Origin of the sequence: Paraburkholderia sp. BR14320 (genome assembly GCF_040948665.1) — a bacterium.
GTDB lineage: Bacteria > Pseudomonadota > Gammaproteobacteria > Burkholderiales > Burkholderiaceae > Paraburkholderia > Paraburkholderia youngii.
On record NZ_JBFPKG010000001.1, the window covers coordinates 542208 to 561566 of the forward strand.

At 62.4% G+C, this 19359-nt stretch carries 15 protein-coding genes and 2 pseudogenes; 9 read left to right on the plus strand and 8 right to left on the minus strand.

Annotation, left to right across the window (positions count from 1 at the left end; translation table 11 throughout):
• Positions 1-21: 21 nt before the first annotated feature.
• The gene (locus tag AB3X89_RS02450; protein WP_368581635.1) at positions 22-714 is read left to right on the plus strand and encodes a phosphatase PAP2 family protein; all 693 of its coding nucleotides are present in this window, start codon (positions 22-24) and stop codon (positions 712-714) included.
• Positions 715-771: 57 nt separating this feature from the next.
• Here the strand turns inward: AB3X89_RS02450 and AB3X89_RS02455 are convergent, their stop codons facing one another.
• The 4 genes from AB3X89_RS02455 to AB3X89_RS02470 are packed head-to-tail and all read right to left on the minus strand — an operon-like array spanning position 772 to position 5402.
• A complete protein-coding gene (locus tag AB3X89_RS02455; RefSeq protein WP_368581636.1) occupies positions 772-1731 on the minus strand; it encodes an ABC transporter permease in 960 nt (319 codons plus the stop codon).
• Positions 1724-2788: an ABC transporter permease gene (locus AB3X89_RS02460; RefSeq protein ID WP_368581637.1), complete on the minus strand. Its 1065-nt coding sequence runs from the start codon at positions 2786-2788 to the stop codon at positions 1724-1726. The genes AB3X89_RS02455 and AB3X89_RS02460 overlap by 8 nt, the downstream gene beginning before the upstream one ends.
• On the minus strand, positions 2785-4371 hold the full coding sequence (locus tag AB3X89_RS02465) for a sugar ABC transporter ATP-binding protein (protein WP_368581638.1): 1587 nt from the start codon (positions 4369-4371) through the stop codon (positions 2785-2787). Before AB3X89_RS02465 ends, AB3X89_RS02460 begins: the two co-directional genes overlap by 4 nt.
• Complete coding sequence (locus AB3X89_RS02470; RefSeq protein WP_368581639.1) at positions 4368-5402, minus strand: sugar ABC transporter substrate-binding protein; 1035 nt, start codon at positions 5400-5402, stop codon at positions 4368-4370. The genes AB3X89_RS02465 and AB3X89_RS02470 overlap by 4 nt, the downstream gene beginning before the upstream one ends.
• A 184-nt stretch (positions 5403-5586) precedes the next feature.
• Between AB3X89_RS02470 and AB3X89_RS02475 the strand changes: the two genes are divergently transcribed.
• Both AB3X89_RS02475 and AB3X89_RS02480 read left to right on the plus strand, forming a co-directional pair.
• Entirely contained in the window at positions 5587-5814 is a 228-nt protein-coding gene (locus AB3X89_RS02475) for a hypothetical protein (protein WP_368581640.1), read from the plus strand.
• Between the two features lie 129 nt (positions 5815-5943).
• On the plus strand, positions 5944-6342 hold the full coding sequence (locus tag AB3X89_RS02480) for a hypothetical protein (RefSeq protein WP_368581641.1): 399 nt from the start codon (positions 5944-5946) through the stop codon (positions 6340-6342).
• A gap of 482 nt (positions 6343-6824) precedes the next feature.
• Here the strand turns inward: AB3X89_RS02480 and AB3X89_RS02485 are convergent.
• Positions 6825-7808, minus strand: a pseudogene (locus AB3X89_RS02485) (YhcG family protein); the annotation flags it as partial.
• A 239-nt stretch (positions 7809-8047) separates the two neighbouring features.
• Positions 8048-9430: an ISNCY family transposase gene (locus AB3X89_RS02490; RefSeq protein WP_368581642.1), complete on the minus strand. Its 1383-nt coding sequence runs from the start codon at positions 9428-9430 to the stop codon at positions 8048-8050.
• Positions 9431-10030: 600 nt separating this feature from the next.
• Between AB3X89_RS02490 and AB3X89_RS02495 the strand changes: the two are divergent.
• Both AB3X89_RS02495 and AB3X89_RS02500 read left to right on the plus strand, forming a co-directional pair.
• Positions 10031-11298: pseudogene (locus AB3X89_RS02495) on the plus strand (histidine kinase dimerization/phospho-acceptor domain-containing protein).
• Between the two features lie 162 nt (positions 11299-11460).
• Entirely contained in the window at positions 11461-12411 is a 951-nt protein-coding gene (locus AB3X89_RS02500; protein WP_368581643.1) for a universal stress protein, read from the plus strand.
• A 24-nt stretch (positions 12412-12435) separates the two neighbouring features.
• On the opposite strand, the gene AB3X89_RS02505 is transcribed toward AB3X89_RS02500, so the two are convergent.
• Positions 12436-14727 (minus strand): heavy metal translocating P-type ATPase, encoded by a 2292-nt coding sequence (locus AB3X89_RS02505; protein ID WP_368581644.1) that lies wholly within the window; start codon positions 14725-14727, stop codon positions 12436-12438.
• Positions 14728-14962: 235 nt separating this feature from the next.
• On the opposite strand from AB3X89_RS02505, the gene AB3X89_RS02510 reads away from it, so the two are divergent.
• Both AB3X89_RS02510 and AB3X89_RS02515 read left to right on the plus strand, forming a co-directional pair.
• Complete coding sequence (locus tag AB3X89_RS02510) at positions 14963-15604, plus strand: hypothetical protein (protein ID WP_368581645.1); 642 nt, start codon at positions 14963-14965, stop codon at positions 15602-15604.
• A 230-nt stretch (positions 15605-15834) separates the two neighbouring features.
• Positions 15835-16302, plus strand: coding sequence for a CreA family protein (locus AB3X89_RS02515; RefSeq protein ID WP_368581646.1), 468 nt, complete (start codon positions 15835-15837; stop codon positions 16300-16302).
• Between the two features lie 329 nt (positions 16303-16631).
• Here the strand turns inward: AB3X89_RS02515 and AB3X89_RS02520 are convergent, their stop codons facing one another.
• The gene (locus AB3X89_RS02520) at positions 16632-17570 is read right to left on the minus strand and encodes a hypothetical protein (protein WP_368581698.1); all 939 of its coding nucleotides are present in this window, start codon (positions 17568-17570) and stop codon (positions 16632-16634) included.
• Between the two features lie 589 nt (positions 17571-18159).
• Here AB3X89_RS02520 and AB3X89_RS02525 point away from each other — a divergent pair.
• The gene (locus AB3X89_RS02525) at positions 18160-18741 is read left to right on the plus strand and encodes a lipocalin family protein (RefSeq protein ID WP_368581699.1); all 582 of its coding nucleotides are present in this window, start codon (positions 18160-18162) and stop codon (positions 18739-18741) included.
• A gap of 218 nt (positions 18742-18959) precedes the next feature.
• Complete coding sequence (locus AB3X89_RS02530; protein WP_368581647.1) at positions 18960-19196, plus strand: ChaB family protein; 237 nt, start codon at positions 18960-18962, stop codon at positions 19194-19196.
• The last annotated feature ends 163 nt before the right edge of the window (positions 19197-19359 follow it).

Consider the following 19359-nt stretch of genomic DNA (forward strand, 5'->3'; position numbering starts at 1 on the left):
GTCCGATTTTCTTACAAGACTATGAATAGCTTCGATTCGTCTATCGAGACATATCTGTCCTCCCTCCACTTCGGTTATCTCGCGGCCAAAACCATAGAGGTCATTGCCGACCTCTACACCTTCAAAGGGCTCGTACTCATACCGTTGCTGTGGTGGATGTGGTTTCAGCGAGATGAGCGTCGAGAATGGCGGCGAGAAATGGTGCTCACAACGCTTTTCAGCGGTCTCCTGGCGCTCCTCGTCGGAAGATTGCTGGCTCACTGGTTACCGTTCAGAGCGCGCCCTGTCTTTAGCGGCGAACTGCATCTGCACTTTGCGGGTCACGTCATCGAGGACGCACAGCTGTCGAATTGGAGTTCCTTCCCAAGCGACCACGCGATGTTATGGATGGCGGTCGCCACTGGCATCTTCCTCGTGTGGCGGGGCATCGGCGTGCTGGCGATTCTCTATGTGGTGCTGGTCATTTGCCTGCCGCGTGCCTATCTTGGCTTTCATTACCCGACCGACTTGCTGGCGGGCGCGCTCGTGGGTGCCGGAATCACCTATCTGATGACGCGAGACGCGATTCGCGTGCGCTGCGCCACTCCGGCGCTGCGATGGATGGAGCGTTACCCGGGACCATCAGCGATGCTGGCCTTTATCGTGTGCCTCGAACTCGCCACGCAGTTCGACGAGCTACGCATGCTGACGGGCAGTGTGATCAAACACCTATGAATCAAACATGGCTGCGTGGGCTGGGCCATACCAAACTCCTGATTCGTCCGCCGAATACTAGGCCTGTTGCTCGCTCCGCGATGCGAAGCTGAACGCCAGCACCGCGAAGATCAGCACGCCCGTGGCGACCTGCTGCCAGTAGAAGTTCCAGCCGATCAGCAACAGCCCGTTTGCCACGAGGCTCAGCAGCAGCACGCCGAGTAGCGTGCCGGGCACATTGGGCCGCCGCGCGCGCGACAGCGTCGTGCCGATGAAGGTCGCGCCGATCGCGTTGAGCAGGTAGCCGTTGCCAGCTTGCGGCACATAGGCTTTCACCATCGATGACAGCAGCAGGCCCACCACGCCATAGACCAGCGCGCCCGCCACGAAAGTTGCGACGACGATGATCGCAACCGGCAGGCCGGAATAACGAGCGACGCCCGGTTGCGTGCCGAGTGCGGCACTGTAGCGGCCGAACACCGAATGCGCGAGCGACACGTGTAGGACTAGCGCGAGCGCCGCCACGATCCACAAGGGCACCGGTACGCCGGCGCACGTGCCGTGCGCCAGCGCGCCGAACAGCGGCGGCAACGGGAGGCCGAGCAGGTAGACGGGCTGGCCGCCATCGGTCGCAAGCTGCTGCAGAGTCTGCCCGATGAAGAGCGTGCCGAGCGTCGCCAGAAATGGTGCGATGCCGAGGGCCGCCACCAGCATGCCGTTGAACGCGCCCACCAGCAGCGCTGCGCCGAGCGCGGCGAGGGCGGCCAGCGGCACCCCAACGTGATGTGCGCTCAAAAGGACGAAAACGAGGCTGCTCACGTCGATAGCCGTGCCAAGCGACAGGTCGACGGCGCCGATCGATAGCGCAAGGGTCATGCCGAGCGCAGCAATCGCCAGCAGCGCGAAATCGTTGAGCAGCACATTGCCTAGATTGCGGGGCTGCGCAAAACCTGGCGAGCACACCGCGAAGAATAGGCTGACGGCGACCAGCGCGCCCGGCAGCGAAAAGCGCTGGATGTGCACGAGCCGATCAGTCATGAGCATGCGTTCCGAGGTGACGGCGACGCAGCAGCGCCGTGGTGGAGACGACGAACAGAATCAGCGCTCCTTCCACGCCGTTGACCCAGTAACTGGAGACGTTGTCGAGCTGAAACCCGTTGCTGACGACGCCGAGGAAGAGCACGGCCAGTAGCGTGCCCGGCATCGTCGGCAGCATGCGGCGCGAGAAAACCACCCCGAGCAGCGCCGCTGCCACGACGGCCAGCAGGTTTTCGCTCGCGCCCGGCGAACTGCCGCTCAGGAGCGCCGACGACGCAAGCGAGGCGAGCGCCGCCGCGAAGCCGCCGAGCATGTAGCTTGCGGCCGCATAAGCGCGCACATTCAATCCCGCCGCGCGGGCTGCCTGGCCGTCTTCCCCGCACGCGCGCAGGCGCAGCCCAAATGGCGTGTAGTGCACCAGCAGAGTGACGAGCACGGCGACGGCGAGCAACGCTGTCGCAAGGTGCGGGATACCTGATGCGCCTTCACTGATCAGGAAGGCGAGCAGCGGGGAAGTAGCCGGCACCGAGGTGTTCTGCGTGAGCACGAGTTCGAGGCCCGCGCAAAGGTTCATCGTTGTGAGCGTGGCAAGCAGCGGCAGGATGCGCAGGCCGAGCACCGCGAAGGCGTTGAGCGCGCCGATCGTCACGCCTGCCGCGAGCGCGAGGCCGACCGCGCCCGCGCTCGACACACCCGCATGCAGTGCCACCGCATGAACAGCCGCGCATAGACCCATGTTCGCGGCGATCGACAGATCCAGTCCACCCTTGATCGAGTCCGCGCCGCCGCCGATCAGCACTGCGGTCAGACCGAACCCGAGCACGCCGAGCACGGCCGACTGCTGCAAGATATTGGCGAGATTGGCGAGCGTGAGAAAGAGCGGGGAGGTCGCCGCGAAAACCGCGAACACCAGTGCGAAGGCCAGCACGGCGCCGCCGCGCAGCCAGAATTGCGCGCGAGGGGCGTCTGGCTGGGGCGTCGCCGAACCGGCGCGATCTCCGGCAAGATCGTCGTTGCCCCGCAGCGCATCCAGGCGCTCGATCACCTTGCCGATCATGCTGCATTCTCCTGTTTCGGCGCGTTTTCTTCGCGCGACCGCGCGAGCGTGGCCCACGCGAGCAGGTCCTGGGTATTGGCAGCGTGCGAGGGCACGTTCTGGACGATCGCGCCACGCGCAAGCACGAGTACGCGGTCGGTCACATCGAGCAGTTCGTGCAGGTCGCTGGAGAAAATCAGCACGGCCGCGCCTTCAGCCACGAGCGCATCGATGAGGCGATAAATGTCCGCTTTCGCGCCGACGTCCACACCGACTGTCGGCTCGTCGAGGATATAGATAGCCGCGCCGTCGACTGTCTTGCGGCCGAGCCACTTGCCGAGCGCGACCTTCTGCTGGTTACCGCCCGAGAGATGGCGCACAGGCGCGTGCGGGCCAGGCGTGCGCACGCCGAGCGTGTCGATCAGTGCACATGCTGACGCGGTCTCGCGGCGCGTATTCAAGACGCCAAAGCGGCTGAAGCGCGCGAGGCTCGGCAGTGAAAGGTTGTCGCGCACGGACAGTGCAGTCGCGACGCCCTGGCGGCGTCGATCCTCAGGCACGAAAGCGATGCCCTGGCGCACTGCGTCGGCCGGTCGGCGCAAGCGCACGGGCTTGCCGCGCACACGCAATTCGCCACGGACTCCGCGCTCCAGGCCGAACAGGCTGCGCACCAGCGGCTTGCCGCCCGAGCCGACCAGCCCGGTTACGCCCAGCACTTCGCCCCGCCGTAGCTCGAAGGACAACGGCCCGAAGCGTCCCGGGGCGCATAGATCGCTTACTTCAAGCACGACCTCCCGGGGCGATGCGGTTTCACGGCGCGAACGCGCCGCAGGCTGTGTGCCGATCATCGCCGAGACAAGCACGTCGACAGGCGTGTCGCGCGCATCGACGTGCGCCACATCGACGCCATCGCGCAACACCGTCACCTGGTCGCACAGCGAGGCGATCTCGTTCAGATAGTGCGAGACATAGAGGATCGTGAGTCCGCGTGCACGGAGGCGATCAATGGTCTGCAACAGGCGCTCGACCTCGCGACTCACGAGCGCGGCGGTCGGCTCATCGAACACGAGGATGCGCGGCGTGCGCATGAGCGCGCGCGTGATCTGTACGATCTGCTGCTCTGCGACGCTCAATTCGCCGATCAGACGCTCTGGTGGCAACGCGATGTCGAAATGCGCGGCCAGCGCCTCGTTCGCGCGGCGGCGCATGCGGCGCAAATCGAGCGGCAGCAGGGCGCGCAGACGGCGCACGCCGGGCACGGCTACTGGCTCGTCACCGAGCGCGAGCGCTTCGGCCACCGTGAATGTCGGTGAGAGCAGACGCTCCTGGTGAATGAAGGCAATCTCGCTGCGCACTCCCGCGCCAATCTCAACGCCATCGACCTTAATCTCGCCCGCGTCCGCTCGCTCGAGCCCCGCGAGAATCTTGATGAGCGTGGATTTTCCTGCGCCGTTCTGGCCAATCAGTCCATGCACCGTGCCCCGCGCGGCGCTCAACGATGCGCCACGCAGCGCCTGCACGCCGCCGTACTGCTTCGAGAGAGCGCGCAGTTCGAGTGCGGGCGCAACGGCTGCGGCCCGCTTGCCGTTGAGCGGCTCACTCATTTCGAGGCGAGCTGGCCGGACTGCGCGGACTGACCGAGCGTCTTCTGCACTTCGGCAGCGTTGTCCTTGGTCACGAGAATCGACGGGACGTAAGTGTAGGGCGGCAGATTGCGCTCGCCACCGAGATAGCGCGCGACATTGTCGACGGCGGTCTTGCCGATCAGCGCGGGCTGCTGCGCCACCACGGCGGCAGCGCTCGACTTCGGATCCTTGACTAGCGACACCACGTCCGGACTGCCGTCGACGGCATAGGTGCGAATCTCGCTGCGATGCGCGGCGTCGACGGCCTGGGTCGCCCCCACCTGCGGCACGTCCCACGCGGCCCAGATCGCCGAGATTTGCCCCTTGGGGTATTTCGTGAGCAACTGGCTCACCTGCGCATAGGCGCTCTGCACGGTGTTGGGAATCACATCGCGCAATTCAGGCTCGATGATGTGCACCTTCGGGTAATACTTGAGCACGGCCTTCAACTGGTCGTAACGGATCGCGCACACGGGCACGCCGTAGAAGCCGTTGAATACGAGTATGTTGCCTTCGCCATGGATGTCGTTGACGAGTTTGAGCGCCAGTTGTTCGCCGATGAAAAAATTGTCCGATGTGGTGGCGTTGAGGCTCGACGGGGACGCCGTATCGATGGTGAACAGCGGGATGCCGGCCTGGCGAATTTTTTGCAACCACGGCTCCAGCACGGTCGCGGTACCGAGCTGCTCGATGATGGCGTCGGGCTTCTGCGCGATGAGCGTCTGTATCTGCGCGATCTGGCGATTGTCGTTACGGCCCGCGTCAAGCGCGATCGGCGTGCCGCCCAGACGCTTCACCTCGTCGATGGCGCCTTGATAGGCTTTCAGATCCCAGTAGTGGTCCGTGCCCACCGCCGTAATACCTATGCGCTTGCCTTTGAGCGAAGGTACATCGGCATCACCTTGGGCGTGGGCTACGGCGTTGAATCCTGTCAATACGCCGAGGGCGACGGCAAGCGCGGCAGCGGCGCGTTTGATCGGAGCGATGGAGCGGGTTGTCTCGCGGTTCATGTCGTAGTCGATTCGTTGTCCAGGCTTTCGCCGTGTGAAGGGGGAAGTCGCACTGTGCTGCGAATCTAAACCGCATGGACGGAGAAGGTAAAACATCGAATTGAGCTAAGGATAGTTGGCACTGGATGGAATACTTTCCGGGGAAACGCTGTGGAAGCCGGGCGCCAGGTGTTGGGGGCTTAACATGGTAAGTCGCGCGCTGTCGGTGAGGCGCATCGATATTCACGAACGCCGGATTATCGACAGCACGGTCCGTGGGCGTATCGGACGGGACGAGTCGCAGGCAGGATACCTGCCGCTTGTGGTGATCGACGGCAAGAAGGTCTCGTGGAACGAGCTTGGGCGAATGCTCATGAGCATGGAAGGACGGTATTTCCGGCTCGATATCGCTGATCCGCGCGAAGAGCTTTGAATTGCAACGCCGACGCTGCGGAATGGGCCCCGAACGTTGGCTCGGAAACGGTATTCCAGCCCGGCCGCTCGAACGTGGCAACGCTAGCGGGGCAGAGCTATGGTCGCAGTCATACACGACGATCTTGCGATGGCCTTTGACTTCGTCAGTTACGGAGGTCCAATGGAGCATAACGCGTATGTCTCGCTCGATACGGGCATGATCTGGTGGACTTCCGATTCCAGTGACGCGTTCGACGAGGAGCTCCCCGACAATCTTGAAACTTCAGATACTTATCTTGCGATACCGCATAAGAACGAGTTTGATCTCGGAGGACATCACGCGCTGCGCTTTGTCGCGCAGGAGTTGCCTGCGCGTTACGAGCAGGTCGAGGGATTCTTCCGGCGGCAGGGGGCCTGTGCACGTTTCAAAGGTTTGCTCGAGCGTGAAGCCGTTCCCGAGCGTTGGTATTCTTTGGCGGCCGATGCTGACGAAAGCGTGTTGATGCAATGGTGTGCCGAAAAGGGGCTTAAGCTGGTTGAGACGTGACGGACAGCGCTGTTTCAACGCCGAATCTTTGCGCTGGATGCGCGGCTGTCTGGTCAGGCGACGCGATGCTCGGAGAGTCGGAGGGACTGGCTTGACGAACTGGCGAATATGAATCTGGATGAATCTGGAGTCAGAGGACGGGTGCCTCGGGATCATCCGCGATCTGGACGTCCTCGCTGAGCAGTTGGTCACGGTAACCGGTTCACGGATGCCGGGATCGAGGTGTTCAAGGAACTGATTGCTCAAGCGAAGCGACAGTCTGGCGCGACGTGCAGCGCGGTTAGATGGGCGACGTAGGGCAGGAGACTGCGTCTCGTGCGCCAGAACATACTCAATAGCCCCGGGGCGGATGGATGCGCAGCAGCGGCTCGAAAAAGCTCGGGTGCGTACAAGTCCCGGCAGACAAGGGCGTCATCGCAGGCACCATGTATCGCGCAATCGTCCAATCGCGCGTGTGGCTCAGTGGCCGTGTGCGTCGGCAAGTCCGGTCGGAGTTCCGCCTCGATCTGGTCGATGGATGGCAGCCCGCTTTCCAGCGATTCAGGCACATGGCGCAAAAGCTGATATTCGGCGACACCCATCGGCTTGGCCACGCCGCGCAGCGCATATTCCGCAACGAGCCGGTTCTTCTCCTTGCACAGTAGCAGTCCAATGGTCGGCTGGTCTTCCGGAGCCTTGACCTGTGCGTCGATCGCAAAAAGGTAGAAGTTGAGCTGGCCTGCGTACTCGGGCCTGAACGGCGTCGTTTTCAGTTAGACGACGACATAGCAGCGCAGCTTCAGATGATAGAAAAGCAGGTCGATGAAAAACTCGTCACCGCCGACCTCCAGCCGGTACCCCGGTTCGAGGAGAAACCGCGTGATGTGCTGCGTGAGTGCACGCTCGATGTCGCGCTCCTGGGCGTTCTCGGTCAAGCCGAGGAAGTCAAAGATATAGGGATCCTTGAGGGCGTCGCGCGCGAGATCGGATTGCTGGGGGGGGGCAGCCGGTCGGCGAAATTCGTGACGGCGCTGCTGGCACGCGCATGCGCCGCCGTCTCGATCTGCATGGTCAGCACGCTGCGCGACCAGCCGTGCTCGAGCGATTTTTCTGCGTACCAGAGCCGCTGTGCGCCGTCGTCCAGCTTGTCGAGCAGCGTGACGACATGCGACCACGGTAATTGTGCAACGGGCTGTTGCACAGATTCCGGCTGCGGAAAAGGCTTGCGCCAGGGCTCGCATGTACTTTAGGTTGCGCGAGGAGAATCCGCGCATGTCGGGAAAGGCTGCCTTGAAGTCCCGCGCGAGCCGGTCTACAACACCGGACCCCCAGCCTTGCTGCTCCTGCCGCTCGAGAATGTCGCGGCCGATCTGCCAATACAGGGTGACCAGCTCGCGATTTGCGCTGACCACGGCGCGCTGCTTGAGCTCGGCAAACCAGTGACGACAATCCTCAGCCCATGCGGGAGCGCTCAGGTCTTTGGTCATGCGTTCGGTCGTTGGGCGCCGATGAGCACGCCCGTATTGAAATTATCACAGGGAAACGGATACGGACCAGCGGAGCCGCCGCGTAATTTTCCGATTGTACGATTGCATCGCATCAAATGTCCCCGTCAAGTTCAAACGTCGTGGTGCCAGCTAAATAGAAATGTCGGGTTTTTCTCGCTGTTTCCTGTCTTTTTTCAAGGTTTTGGGGTGGGGCGGCGAAGCCGCCCCCTGTCCATCCCTCATTTTGAGCTGACTTCGAGAATCGCCTGATTAAGGTCGGCGACCTCGATTGCGCGCTGCTTCTTCAGCCCGATCAGCGCCTTCTTTGCCTGGACCTGCTCGCCGCAGTGCGTGCGCGATGGGGACCCCGCTGCCCGGCGATCGTCGCGGATGGCCTGAACGCGGCGGGCGACTTCCAGTGCGCCCGCGAGGCGCTTGTTCTCAATCTCCGCGCCCTGATCGATATGGGTGATGCGGTCATATTGCCGGTACGGCAGTACCGCGTCGCGGGCCTGCACCTCGATCACGCCATCGGGATACTCGACGACCTCGACATATTCATGCGTAAGCGCCCGGCTGACGGGCGTGTCATCGAGCAGGTACAGCACCCGGTCGTACTGCACCGTCAGTGCATTCGAGATCCTGTGCGGGACACGGTAGGCCAGGATCTGCCGCAGATCCTCGTCGTCGCGCAGCGGCCGGTGTGCATCGTAGTCGCTCCTGGGTGGCTTGCCGAACCGCCGGTTGAAGTCGGCGATGAAGGAGGGCGCATACGCATTCGCGGCGTCCCGCGTGCTGATGCCGCGCAGCCTCAGCTCCTTGACCAGCCGGTCCTGCAACGTCTGGTTCGCGCGTTCCACGCGTCCCTTGGCCTGGCTCGTGTTGGCACAGAATGCGTCGATATTGAGCTCATACAGCGCCCGGCTAAACTGGGTGACGCCTTTGCCCGCCGTCTCCGAGCGTTGCTTCACGTAGAAGACGCTGGCCTTGTCGCTGTAGAACGCCACCGGCTTGCCGTGCGCGCCCAGATACTTCGACAGTGCCTCGAAATAGCTGAAGGTCGACTCCGTCGCCGTGAAGTGCAGCGTCATCAGCCGTCCGGTCGCGTCGTCGATGAAGACCAGCAGCGTGCAGGCGGGCGCCCGGTCCTCGAACCAGCGGTGATCGCTGCCGTCGATCTGGATCAGTTCACCGAGGCACGCGCGGCGGTTACGCGGCTGGTACACCTTCGGCGGCCGATCCCTGCGCGGCACCCACAGTCCCGCGGCAATCATCAGCGTGCGCACCGTTTCGACCGCCAGTTCGATGCCATGACATTCCCGCAGCTTCTCGCGCGCCAGGGTCGGCCCGAAATCCGCGTAGCGTTCGCGGATCAGCGCCAGCGCCCGCTGCGCCTTGCCAGCAGGCAGCTGGTGGTTGCCCGCACGCCCACGCTTGCCTGACACCAGCCCGGCCACGCCGGCCGCGTCGTAACGCAGCACCAGCCGTTCGATCTGGCGCACGCTCAACCCCAGACGTTCGGGGGCCTGGCCCGGCTTGAGCCGGGCCTCGGTCACGGCCTGGATGACCTTCAGCCGATCGATCTCGCGCATCGTCATCGTGATCGTCCGAGTCGCGTTCATCGCCGGCTCCCTGAGCGGATGTCCGGCAGTCAAACTACCCAGAACACGACATTTCTATTTAGCGGAAACCCGACATTTCTATTTGGGACCTACATCAAAAATATTGATAATTTATCTTATGTAAAGTTGAAGCGGCTAACAAAGTCAAGGCCGGCATTTCTCTAAGGTTCAATGCGGAAAACTGTAACCTGCGTTACATATGGTCACATTGCGCACCTGCCCCCGATATCCATGAATGCCCACCGTGGCATCGCATCGAACTGCTGCGCCGTATTACCTGCGAGGCCAGCGCCGGCGCAGCGCCGTCCGCCGTGGCGGCCAATCCACAGCCGGAAGCTGTAGCTGCGGGCATCACGGTCAATATCGAGCCCGATCCCGCCGCGCCTGACGTGCCGCCCGACGAGATACTCGCATGGGTCGGCGTCCACGCGCCGCACTATCTGTCAAGCCAGCGCAGTTTCGCGCTGTACGTGCGCGGCTGGAACGTTGTCGACAAAGTCCGCGGCGCCAAACTCAACGGGACGTTCGCCGTGGTGCTGGCCCGCTGGCGCGTGCTCGCCGTCGATCTGCCGAAGGCGTGGCGCGGGCTGCCACCACGTGATGATCCGGCCGCGCTCACTGCAGAGCCGTCTGCTCGTACTCGTACTCGTGATCGCGGTCGTGGTCGGCGTCTGGCTGATTACCGCGCTGTTCATCTGGCGCGACGCACGCGGCGAACTCGACGAACTGCTCGACAGTCATCTCGCCCAGGCAGCGGCGCTGCTGGTCATCCAGCAAACTCAATCGATCGACGACGATGACACGATCGATTCGCGTGTGCCCCACCCGTACGCGCCCAAGGTTGCGTTTCAGATCTTTCATGAGGGGCAGGCGGTCCTGCGTTCCGCCAACGCTCCAACAGCCCCCATGATTCCCGCGGATCGACAGATCGACCAGAGTTTCGCAACCGTGCAAATCAACGGTGAAGCGTGGCGGGTGTTTTCCACCAGCGGGCCGCATGAAGACACACGCGTGTATGTTGGTGAGCGTGTCGATTCGCGCACTTCGATACTGCTTGCAGTATTGCGCGGCACGTTGTGGCCTATGGCAGTTGCGTTACCGCTTTTCGGCTTGGTCACCTGGTGGGCCGTGCGGCGAGGCGTAGCGCCCCTCAAACGGCTGGGTCGTACGATCGCCCTGCGTGGTCCCGATGACCTTGCGCCTGTGGTGACGACGCAAACGCCCGCCGAAATGTCCCCAGTGCTCGACGCCCTCAACCATCTCTTCATCCGCATTCAGACAGTCTGGGAAGCAGAGCGCCGGTTCACTGCGGATGCGGCTCATGAGTTGCGCACGCCGATCGCGGCGATTCGAACCCAAGCCCAGGTTGCGCTCGCCGAAACAGATGATGCGCTTCGCCAGCATGCATTGCGCGCTACGCTGGAAGGGTGTGACCGTGCAACGCGGCTGGTGGACCAGTTGCTGGTTCTATCACGGCTCGAGTCTGGGGCGACTCTCGAACTGACCGTAGTTGATCTAAGCGCGCTGGTGCAACGCGTGGTCGCGGAACTGGCACCGACGGCGATCACGAAGCGTCAGTCGCTGGAATTCGACGGTGCGATAGCCCACCCGGCGCATCGGTCCTGATCAAAACCGAAAACGGCAAGGACGGAGCAATCCTGTCAGTCGAGGACAGCGGTCCCGGGCTCGCGGACTCGGACCGCCCGCGACTGGGGGAACGTTTCTTCCGCGTGCCAGGCACGGCGGAAAGCGGCAGTGGACTCGGCTGGTCGATCGTGCAACGGATCGTCGACCTTCACGCGGCGTCGGTCGACGTGCGGCGCTCCAGTGCCCTCGGGGGGCTCAGGTGGCACCCGGCCGGGAACTGATCGACATCCTCGCGATGCCAGCACTGGCTCGAACCTGTCCCGGGGCGATCCGGACCCGATCAATGACCCGGGCCGAAGAGTTGACCTTGGTCAACCGCCATTGCATGTTCGACGGTAGGATGCCCATGAATGCACACTAAATTCGTGTGTACGGAGCAAATCATGAATTCCCCTCGTTCAGGCGACGCCATGTCGACGCTGCCGTGCAGGGTCCTGATCGCAGTCGATTCGTCGATGGCCTCGCGACAGGCACTCACCTACGCCCGAAACATTCTTCCCTTCGGTGCCGAGGTACGGCTCGTGAGCGTAGCCGAGAATCCGCATACGCTCTTTCCAACGGGCCGGCATGTTGCCCGCGCACTTGACGTGGCTCGCGAAGAATTGCTGCACGATGCGGCCGAAGCGCTCGACCGCGCGAGGGAATTGATGTCCGAGTGCGATGTGCGTATCGAAGCCGAAGTGATCGATCTCTCGAAGCGCGGCGGCGACGTCGCGGATGCCCTGCTCGAGGCAGCCGACTCGTGGCGAGCCGACCTGATGGTTGTCGGTGCCCGTCAACACCAGGGTTTGCAGCGTTGGGTCGAGGGTACCGTGTCGGAACCGCTCACGAGACGTCTGCGATGCCCGATACTCGTCGTTCCTGAAAACCACAGCATGACGGGTGGCCACTTGCCGCAGCGCATCCTGTTTGCGGTCGACGGAAGCCCTCAGTCGATGTCGGCATTGCGGCATGGCGCACGGTTCGCCACGCCCGACACGCACCTGCGAGCGGTCTACGTGATCGATCGCGCCGTGCGGTTCTCCGATTTCTTCCCCATCGATGCGCTCCAGGACGCGTTCGTCGAAGAAGGCAATCAGGCGCTAGCCGCCGCCGAACCGGTTCTTGCCGACGTGTCGGCGCAGACCACTACCGCGCTCGTCAGGACAGGCCCGGCCAGCGACGACGTTGCGCACGCTATCGTGCGCGAAGCGAGCGGCTGGGACGCGCAGCTGATCGTGATGGGCACTCATGGCAGGAGGGGCATGGCACGCTGGATACTGGGCAGCGTTGCTGGGCGCGTCGCTCAGATCACGCAAACGCCGCTCCTGCTCGTTCAAGCGACCGGGGCTTGACGGATTCAGGCTGCAGCTTCGGCCTTATGCCCCGTCTCCAAGGGCGTGGAACAGTTCGTCTTCCTGCGCGCAATGCAGACGTACGATCGCATCGAGCCCGTACAGCAGGCGCTGGAATTCGCACAGGCTGGCAGCATCGGGCCCCTCGGGTCGTATGTCCTCCGTCATTTGTCCGAGCAACCGGGCAATCCGGAATATTTCGCGGTGCGTAGCGCTCATCGCCGCCATCGGGTCTTCCCCGCCAACCAGACGTGCGAGACCCGGATACACCTCCAGATCGTCGCGCTGTTCATGCGGCACGAGATGACGCTTCAGCAGATCGTTCATGCCGGCGAGCGCGCCCACCACTGACGTTCGCGGCAAACGGGGCAGCTTGTCTGCCAGTTCCCGGATTTGCTCCATAACCGGACCGAGCTCGACATGCTCACTTTTGAGGCGCTCCGCATCGCTACGGGACAGGGAGCCGGCAGTCGCCGTCGAACGTATCCGCAACGCGCGCAGCGCGTTCGCGATGACAGCCACATCGATGACCTCCTGGATCAGCGCGCCCAGCAAAGGAGGCAGAAACCCGAAGGCGGCGGCGACCATTGCGGCAAACGAGAGCGCCATCCCGGCAATCACGCTCTCCAAGGCGATTCGCCTTGTCTGGCGTGCTACCCGTAATCCCTCGACAAGCCGATCCAGCCGGTCAACCAGAAGCACCACGTCGGCAGCCTCCGACGACGCCGCTGCTCCGCGCGCCCCCATTGCTACGCCGACGTCGGCGGCCGCAAGCGCGGGCGCGTCGTTGACGCCGTCGCCGATCATGATGACCGTGCCTTCCCGGCGCGCTGCGCGAATGGCTTCGAGCTTGTCCGATGGCGTCTGTTCTGGCCGCACTTCAGTCAGGCCGAGCGTCGCGCCGATCGTCTCTGCCACGTCGCGCCTGTCGCCCGTGAGCATGATCAAGCGCCGGATGCCTTCCTGCCGCAACAGCCGCAGAGCCCGGGGCGTCTCGAGACGGATCTGATCGGCCATCTGGAGGGCGCCTATCATCACGCCGTCCACGCTAACGAACACGGCGGAAGCTCCCCCATAGCCCACGCGCTGAAGGAATGCCGCGCTCCACAGCGCTGGCGTCGCTAGCGACGACACGTAGGCAAACGAACCGATTGCGACGGCACGGTTTTCCACTTCGCCCTGCACCCCGGCTCCAGCCTGCTCCACGACCCCTCGGGGCGCTGGCAGCACGAGATTGCGCTCGCGTGCGGCCGTCGTCACTGCTTCGGATATCACGTGCGCAGAAGCCTGGCCGAGAGAGGCCGCAAAGCGCAATACGGTCTCGGGTGAAATAGCTGGACCGGTTTCGATCGAGACGAGGCGCGCGCGTCCGCTCGTCAGGGTTCCCGTCTTGTCGAAGAACAGCACACTGGCTCGCGCGAGCGTTTCGAGCGCGCCGCCGCCCTTGACTAGCACGCCACGTCGGGCGCACCGCGACATGCCGGAGACGACGGCCACCGGCACAGCAAGAATCAGCGGGCAAGGCGTTGCCACGACGAGCACCGCGAGCGCCCGAACTACCTCGCCGGTGACAAGCCTGCTGCCACCGGCCAGCACCAGCGCGACAGCGACGAACAGCAGCGCGTAGCGGTCGGCAAGACGCGTTGCGGGGCTGCGCTCCTGCTGCGCGGACTCCACCATGCGGACGATTCCGGCAAACGTGCTATCTGCGGCGCTCGCCGCGGCGACCATCTCGAACGCCGCCCCCACGTTGACTACGCCGCTGCACACCGATTCACCGGACGATCGCTGCTGAATCGCGGATTCCCCGCTCAGTGCGGACTCGTCGAGCTGCGCGTGGCCCGTGAGCGAGCCATCGGCCGGTACGAACTCGCCATTGCGAACGAGCAGACGATCGCCGGGACGCACCGTGTCCAGCCCGATCTGGCGCCACTCGCCAGCCTCGAAGCGGTTGGCGTGACGCGGAGTACGGTTTAGTAACGCGGTCATTTCGCGACGCGCCCGCTGCTGGGCGTACTGTTCGAGCGCCCTCCCACTCGCGAGCATCAAGGAGATCACCGCCGCTGTCAGATATTCGCTGAGGCCCAGTGCGAAACCAATGGCAAGCAGCGCGAGCACATCGACGCCCGCTTCGTGGCGCCGTAGCGCCGTGACGATGGATATCGATAGCGCCACCAGGATCGGTAATGCACCGGCTATCCACAGCGCATGTGCGACCGCGCCCCTGCCGATCGCAGCGAAAGCAGCCCCGGCTAGCAGGCTCCCTCCCGAGACGAGCAGGAGAGCCAGATCGACTGCGGGTAACGGACGTGACATGGCGGGCAGGTGAAGAGGAGTCCAGTCGACCAGGAAGCGCTACGCGCGCGCATCACGCGAGATCCGAATCATAATTAGTGTAGGGATCCATCTTTTACATTTGCTTGACTTGCGTCAAACCGGACGTTTCCCCGCCAATCCGATACTTGCCGTTCGCCGGTCGAACCGTGTCGATTCGCGCCTCCCGTCGCACGGCAAGTTCGAAAAGGTGGTCAATCGGTCAAGAGGCCCTGACATGTCGACGTTGGCAACGCTGTTCGTTGTCGTGCTGCTGCTCAATCTCGCGCCTGCGTTTGCGCCGCCTACGTGGATGGCCATGTCCTGGGTCGGCTTCAATATCTCCGAGGGCAATCCGTTCGTATTTGCCGTCGTAGCCGCCAGCGCCGCAACCATTGGCCGGCTGGTGCTGGCCAGGTTTTCAAGGTCCTTGATGCGCGGGCGGCTGATGCGCGAGTCCGACCGGGAAAACATTGCTGTTGTTGAAGAATGGCTCAGGAAGCGCAGGAAGCTCACCGTGGGCGTGTTCTTTTTATATGCGCTGGGACCGTTGCCTTCAAACTTCCTGTTCATCGCATATGGACTGTCGGGATTGCCCCTGCGCGTCATCGGTGCCGCATTCTTCGCGGGTCGTACGATCAGTTATTCCGTCTGGGCTCACCTTGGGCGGTTCGCTTCCACATTTATCGATTCGGAGTCCGACTTCGAAGGCGGATATCTCAGCGGCTACTTTGTCATCTCCCAGTTGGCCTTGCTAGGTTTTGTGTACATCCTGATGAAACTTGACTGGAAGATGCTAATGGAGCAACGCAAGCTGAGGTGGCGGCGCTCAGTCAGCCTTCCCCCCGTCGCTGAGCGCGGCCCACCCCCTAAGGATTGAACACGGCTATTCGACCAGCCAGGCGCGTTTTTGCACGCCTTTACAGGCGTGCAAAAGCTTCACGCGGTTGCGATGGCGCGCTGATCTGATCCCGCACGGTGTCTCCCTTTCCGCCATCTGTTGACATGCGTCAAGCCTTCGCACTTACGAGGCCATAGTCTGTCCGAAACAACCCATACGACCGTCCGAACGGTTCCTCGATACCGTCCAGCGAATCAAGGAGATGTGTGATGACACGTTGCCTCGTCCTTTATTCGAGTATGGCAGCCGCGCTGGCCATTTCGCTACCCGATCCGGCTCCCGGCGAGCAATTGGCGAGAATCGCGACGCATTCCCACCGCTATGGTGGGCAAATAGAAATCTCCGCGTATGACGATCCGTTCTTGAGGGGCATCACCTGTTATGTCTCCAAATCACACGACGAAAATGCTCTGGGTGGCACATCTCAGCCGACGCGGGCACCTGATGCGGAAGTTTCCTGTCATCAAGTGGGCAAGCTGACGGCCTCGAACCGTGTCCCCAAACAGGCGCAGGTATTCGACGAATCCGTGGACCCGATTTTCAGGGTCCTTCACGTATTCCGGATACTCGATGCGAGCCGGCAATCGGTCCTGTATTTCAGTTACACAGAAAGTGAACTGGCAGGAGCCTTACCCGGCCATGTTGACGTGATTCAGTTACCGGTACGGGGAAGGTAAACCGGAGAATAGATGAAGCCCCCGTTTCAGTTCGCAATACCCAACCCCCGATACCGAATCGGCTTATCGGATCGTGCGGATGTTCGAACCTCTAACTGCGCGTTACGCTGAACGCCTCGCTACCGTTCGACAGAAGGTTCGAGGTCCAGCCGATCTTCGTGCCGTCGAGCGGCGCGTTCGAGTCCATTGCGGGTAAATCCACAATCGTGCTAACGATCGCCCGTCGAAAGTTGTCGAAGTCTGCAACGGAGATAATACGGCACACTGCATCGTGCTCGGATTCCATTGTTTGAACGGGCGACGGCACGCATACGCCAAGGTCCGAAGCGTCACATCGCGCGCGTTGCTGCGTCGACATGCAACCCCGCGGGCAATAGTTCGTCACGAGCGAAACGTACGAGTATGAATGCGCGCATGCGGGGTGGATCGCCCGGAATGCGCGCAAGGCGTAGCTCAATTTCGCGGCTGGCCTCGGTATCGTCGTTGCGGATCACATTCATCAAATCCAGACGCAGGCGACGCTTCTCGACATAGATATGCTCGGCAGGAGTCGAAAATACCTCGCAAACCCGGTCCAGTTGAAGGTCAATAAGTTCGGTCGGGACGCGGAGGGCAGCCAGTTTTCGGGTGTTCTCAGCGATGTGGTTCTCGAGCCGCACCAGTTCTTCCGAATCAGCGTCCTGACTGCCCCCGACCACCGAGCGCATGCCCACGCCGCGGCGTTCCAGTAGCGCGACGCGCGCCTCGATAAGCTCTCTGCCTTTTGCTACAAGCGCGTGACGATCAGCGGCCAGTCTGGCGAGCCCCTCCAGCGCCAGTTGATCCACCAGGCGGCGCGCAATCTCCTCGCGGAGGTCGGCGTCTGATTTGCCACAGACGCTGACACGATGGTCACTGAAGCAAAGCGTGGTTTGGGGGACGTCGTGCCGCACCTCGCCGCCCTCGGATGCAACGCCCAGCACGTGGCGTTCGAACATCGCCATACCAAGCGTCGCGTAGGCTTCTGTCAGCAAAGAGTTCCGGGCGAAATATGTGCGCAGTTCTTCGGAGCGGCTGAAGGCCTTCACCAGATCATCGGGCGTTGCGAAGAAAACGCGAATCAATGGATCGGTCGACCAGGCGGCCGCATTGGCTTCGTGGGGCGCGGGCAGCGAGCCTATCAGATCGTCGATGTAGGTCAGCGAGACGGAAACGGCTTTCTCGAGCCGTTCCCTGTAATGTCGTGCCAGCCGCAGGCGCGGGTTCATCGCAATGACGCGATCGATCATCTCGGCCACGCGCGCGCTTTCGACATGTGCAGCTCGTGCTCGCATGGGATGGAACAGACTGGCAAGCAATCCCATAATTCACCTCTTACAAGAGTCTCACATTGCGCGTGGTCACGTGAACCGTGGCGAATCCACAATCGCAATAGTAGTTGCCCTGACTGCTCCGTGCTAGCAAATATCACGGCGACCACGCGTGTGCTCTTCTGCCGAACGGAGTGTCCCCCTGTCACAGGCGCCGGCTACGATGCACCTGCCCGCCTACGCGTCAGTCAGGCTAATGTGCCACGCGTCTATCAGACTGCCGGACGGGGACATGTCAATTGATCCAGGTCAAGACTGGTAAGTGACTCGCTTGCGGGGACGTCTCGGTCGGGCAGTTATCGTAGCGCGCGTGATCGTTAAAAGCTTCGTTCCGAGCCGGAATCGCCCTGCGCAATCGAGATGCGCGCGAATTGATGCAGATCAACGGAGCCAGCAGTCAGCGCGAGTGCAATGGCGACATGCGCTAAACGCTCCGATCAACCGTCGCTGCATCGCTGGTCTCGCGAAATCGCGTCTCGATGACGACCGCTCAACATACACTGCGCCAATGCGAAATTCGATAGCGTGCTTGACGGCCATCGCCGCTTGCCTGACCGGCTGCGCGCACATCCCGGCAGCTTCGCCGCAGGCCCCCGGCCAACCCACAGCCTGTGTCGCGGGTCCGCCGATCGATCTGCAACGCTACATGGGAAAGTGGTTCGTCATTGCGGAAACGCCATATCTCAGCGACAACGACTATGTCGGCAGCTACGACGAATGGACGTTGCGTGCCGATGGAAAAATCACAGACGACTATCGCGGCCGACGACACTCATTCGAACAGCCGGTCACAGGAAGCCACTTCGTGGCGAAGGTTGCGGGTGGAACGGGGAATACGACGTGGCGAGTCGGACTCATCTGGCCATTCGAAGTCCGGGTTGTGACCGCGTATGTGGATCCTGAGTATCACCACACGATTCGCTGCATGGTCGACAGCGACATGGTGTGGGTGCTCTCGCGCAGTCCAACGATGGGCGACGAGACTTACCTCGATCTGATTGCCCGACTCGCCGGTATGGGCTTCAACGTTCAGCGAATACGGCAGGTTCCACAAGATGCGGAACATATCGGCCCACCGGGATCTGAATGAAATCCGGGGAACGTGGTTCGAAACCGGTGGCGTAAAACCAAAATCGACGTCGTTTCAACGGAACTAGACCCTTTAGTCGGACGTCCCGATGCTCCATCATTGATACACGTCAACGCCTGCGCCTCGCAGGCGCTCATCCTCTTATTTGAGCGTCACGCTTTTTCATCCCAGCGGTCATCTGCAATTGGGCGTGATCTGCCGCCGTGCACGCGACGCACATGCCGACTCTTCGAGCGGAGAACGAAGTGCCCTATTTCAGCAATGCCGATCTGCCCGAATCGGTTCGGGATCATCTGCCGCAGCACGCGCAGGAGATCTATCGGGCTGCATTTAACGCTGCATACGAGGAATACGCGGCCGATGCGCGTCACGAAGAAATCGCGCATCGCGTGGCATGGGCGGCAGTCAAGCGGCGTTACGTCAAGGGCGGCAATGAGTGGATAGCGCGCCGCTGATCCGCCGGATAGTGGCGCTCCTGCTGCCGGTCAAAGCCCTTTGTGCTGTACAGCCCGCAGGCCCCCAATCCGGTTGACTTGCGTCAACGCTGCGGTCTCCCGCCTACCCGGACTGGATTCAGTCATGCGCGAAGACATCTTTTGCGTGCCGATGGAGTCAATG